This is a genomic window from Paracoccus shandongensis (assembly GCF_017315735.1).
GTDB classification, from domain to species: domain Bacteria; phylum Pseudomonadota; class Alphaproteobacteria; order Rhodobacterales; family Rhodobacteraceae; genus Paracoccus; species Paracoccus shandongensis.
Genome location: NZ_JAFLRK010000070.1, coordinates 1 through 2,801 on the forward strand (window position 1 = coordinate 1; position 2,801 = coordinate 2,801).

At 72.1% G+C, this 2,801-nt stretch carries 4 protein-coding genes; 1 reads left to right on the top strand and 3 read right to left on the bottom strand.

Going from position 1 to position 2,801, the window contains the following annotated elements:
• Together JX613_RS19560 and JX613_RS19565 are read right to left on the bottom strand one after the other, a co-directional pair.
• Nucleotides 1–783: ABC transporter ATP-binding protein (locus JX613_RS19560; protein ID WP_207103146.1), on the bottom strand; the 783-nt coding region annotated here is incomplete at its 3' end.
• Entirely contained in the window at nt 773–1,804 is a 1,032-nt protein-coding gene (locus JX613_RS19565) for an ABC transporter substrate-binding protein (RefSeq protein WP_207103147.1), read from the bottom strand. The genes JX613_RS19560 and JX613_RS19565, both read right to left, overlap by 11 nt.
• 100 nt (nt 1,805–1,904) lie before the next feature.
• Between JX613_RS19565 and JX613_RS19570 the strand changes: the two genes are divergently transcribed.
• Nucleotides 1,905–2,447: a cytochrome b gene (locus JX613_RS19570; protein ID WP_207103148.1), complete on the top strand. Its 543-nt coding sequence runs from the start codon at nt 1,905–1,907 to the stop codon at nt 2,445–2,447.
• Here JX613_RS19570 and JX613_RS19575 read toward each other — a convergent pair.
• Nucleotides 2,401–2,801 (bottom strand): alpha-hydroxy-acid oxidizing protein (locus JX613_RS19575; protein ID WP_207103149.1); only part of this gene is annotated, 401 nt, incomplete at its 5' end. The two genes, JX613_RS19570 and JX613_RS19575, sit on opposite strands and share 47 nt — an antisense overlap.

Sequence of the window (2,801 nt, forward strand, 5' to 3'; positions counted from 1 at the left end):
GGCCAGCGCCGGGCTGTCGGCCACGCCTTGCGCCAGCGCCGCCAGCGCCCGCGCCGCGATGCGCCGGAAGGCGGCGGTTTCCGTCACCTGCGGGGGGCGGGGGTGGGGCAGGGGCACGGGCAGGTCGGCCAGCACCCGCGCGGGGCGGGGCGACAGGACAAGGATGCGGTCGGACAGCAGCACGGCCTCGTCCACGGAATGGGTGACCAGCAGCGTGGTGGTGCCCAAGGGCTGCCACAAGGGCGGCAGGTCGCGGGCCAGCTGGCGGCGGGTCAGTTCGTCCACGGCGCCGAAGGGTTCGTCCAGCAGCAGGACCCGGGGCCGGGTCGCCAGGGCGCGGGCGATGGCGGCGCGCTGGCGCATGCCCCCCGACAGGGCGGCGGGGCGGGTTTCCTGGAAGCCTTCCAGCCCGACCAGCCCGATCAGTTCGTCCACCAGCCCGGGATCGGCGGGCTGGCGCGCCAGCTTGCGGGCCAGCGCGATGTTTTTGCGCAGCGTCAGCCAGGGCAGCAGCGAGGGATCCTGGAAGGCCATGGCAATCGCGCCCTGCGCGGCCTGCTGGGCGGGCGGCTCGCCCGCGATCAGCACCTGCCCCGCCGTGGGCCGCTCCAGCCCGGCGATCAGACGCAGCAGCGTCGATTTCCCGCAGCCCGAGGCCCCGATCAGCGCGGTCGTCCGCCCCGGCGCGAAGGTCAGGTCCAGGGGATCCAGCGCCATGACGCCATTGTCATGGATCTTGGCCAGACCCGTGCAGGCGATCGGGACGGGCGGTCTATCCGGCATGGACTTCGTCAAGGATGGACCTGTCCCACAAGTCGGGCGTAACCTTCCGGCCCAGCAGGGACAGGGTGCGGATATTGGCCTCGACCCCCTCGTCGGTCCACCAGCCGAAGCCATGCGCATCGGTCAGGGGGGAAAACATCAGCGGCACCTGCCGTTCGGCCTGCAACCGCTGCACACCCCGGTCCAGCCCGGCGTCGGGAAACATCGCGACCGTCAGGTCCGCCGCCGCATCGGTGTCGGCGCGATAGGCGTTCCAGCCGCGCACCTCGCCCGCCATCAGCGCGACCAGATCCTTGCGGCGGTTCGCCAGGCTGTCGGTGGTCGCGATATAGGTCTGCGATTGCAGGGCATAGCCGTGATCGGCCATCAGCATCGTCTGCGCCGCGATCCCCTGGACCGCCATGGCGACCGGCAGGTCGGTTTCCCAGCACAGCAGGCCGTCCACCTCGCCCGCGACCAGGGGCTGCGCAGAATACTGGGTCGGCACGATCTGGATCGCGTTGAAATCGACATCGTTCAGGCGGCACAGGGCCTGCAGCACCGGCGTGTTCGCCACCGCCATGCCGATGCGCTTGCCGGGCAGGTCGGCGGGCGTGGCGATGGGATTGCCGGGCAGCGAGGCGATGACGAAGGGGTTCTTCTGCATCGCCACGCCGATGATGCGGAAGGGCGCGCCCTGGGCCACGGCGGCGGCGGTGTAATCGGCGGCCGAGATCCCGACCAGGGCCGTGCCCGCGACCACGGGCGGTTCCACCGGGGCGTTGGGGCCGCCCTGCATCAGCGACACCTCCAGCCCCGCGTCGCGCCACCAGCCGTTTTGCAGCGCAAGATAGCTGCCCGCGAACTGGACCGAATGCAGCCAGGACAGTTGCAGACCGACCGGGGCCTGCGCCCGGGCGGTGGTGCCGCGCCAGGCGGCAAGGCCCGCCAGCCCCGCGATGACGCCGCGCCGTGTCAGGGGAAGGGTGCCCGGGGTGACGGGCGGCACAGGCGGCTTGGCGGGGATCGGATGGTCACGCATGACGGAAAGCCTAGGCCAGGCGCGCCATCCGTCAAGCGGGGATTTGCGCCCCTGTTCAGAACGTTACCGCTCGGCTATCATCGCCGCAGGGAGCCCTGCGATGCCGGACCGCCTGCCAGGTTACCGACCGCCCGCCCGATGGCTGCACTGGATCGTGGCCGTCGCCGTGCTGGTGATGATTCCCGCAGGACTGGTGATGGTGCAGGAGGGGCTGCCCCGGCCCGTGCAGGACGCGCTGTTCATCCTGCACAAGAACCTGGGCACGCTGCTGATCCCCGTGATCCTGGTGCGGGTGGTCTATCGCCTGACGCATCGCCCGCCGCCCCTGCCGGACACGATCCCGCGATGGCAGCGGCGGGCTGCGGCGCTGTCGCATGGGATGCTTTATGCCCTGCTGGTCGTGATGCCCGCCAGCGGCTTTGTCCGGGTCCGCGCCGGCGGCTATCCCATCGAGCTTCTGGACCGGCTGGGCTTCGGCCCCTGGATCGGCAAGTCCGAGCGTCTTGCCGATGCAGCCTCGGCCCTGCACGCCACGGCGGCCTTTCTGCTGATCGCGGTGCTGGCGGTCCATGTGGGCGCCGCCCTGCAGCACGCGCTTATCCGGCGGGACGGGGTGTGGTCGCGGATGTGGCCGGGCCGCTGATAAGCCGGGCGCGGCGCAGCGCCGCCAGATCGGCGCTGCCGGTGCAGAAGCAGGCGGTGCGCAACTGTTTCAGCACCACGTCCAACTGACGCTCCAGCGCCTCGGGGCCGTCCAGGGCGGATGCCAGGACCGCCCCGGCCAGCGACACGACATCCGCGCCCAGCCGGATCGCCCGTGCGGCGTCCAGCCCCGTGACGATGCCGCCCGATCCGATGATGGTGGCCTGCGGCGCGGCCTGGCGTGCGGCGCGGATCGCGTCGGCCGTGGGGATGCCCCACCCCGCAAAGCAGGCGGCGACCTGGGCGCTGGCGCGGTCGGGGGCGCGCGCGGCCTCGACCCGGGCCCAGTCGGTGC